This is a genomic window from Bartonella sp. AP58NXGY (genome assembly GCF_042195785.1).
In the GTDB taxonomy this organism is placed as follows: domain Bacteria; phylum Pseudomonadota; class Alphaproteobacteria; order Rhizobiales; family Rhizobiaceae; genus Bartonella.
Genome location: NZ_JBHIOY010000281.1, coordinates 1 through 362, shown reverse-complemented (window position 1 = coordinate 362; position 362 = coordinate 1). Strand labels below are relative to the sequence as shown.

The following is a 362-nucleotide window of genomic DNA, read 5'->3' as shown; positions in this document are numbered from 1 at the left end:
ATTTTGGAGAGGTTTTCTTGATCAACCAGATGCGTAGGATAATATCCAGTAAAATAATGGTCAGTAAATTGTGGATCGGCGTTATTTCGTTTTTCTCCTGCTACAGCAAGATATAATCCATCTGTTGAAAGAAATTCTAAAGAGTCTGCTCCAATAAAATTGCACATAGATTTTAAATCTGGATATTGATTCGCTAAAAGGCTTTCGGCTTTAGGTGTATCGATACCATAAAAGTCAGGATAGAAAATCATAGGGCTAGAAACGCGCATATGAACTTCTTTTGCTCCTGCATCTCGAAGCATCCGCACAATTTTGACAGATGTTGTTCCACGTACAATGGAGTCATCAACCAGAATGACACG

The 362-nt window shown here is 38.1% G+C and carries 1 pseudogene; it reads right to left on the bottom strand.

The features are described 5' to 3' along the window. Positions 1 to 362, bottom strand: a pseudogene (locus ACFINC_RS10950) (amidophosphoribosyltransferase); the annotation flags it as partial.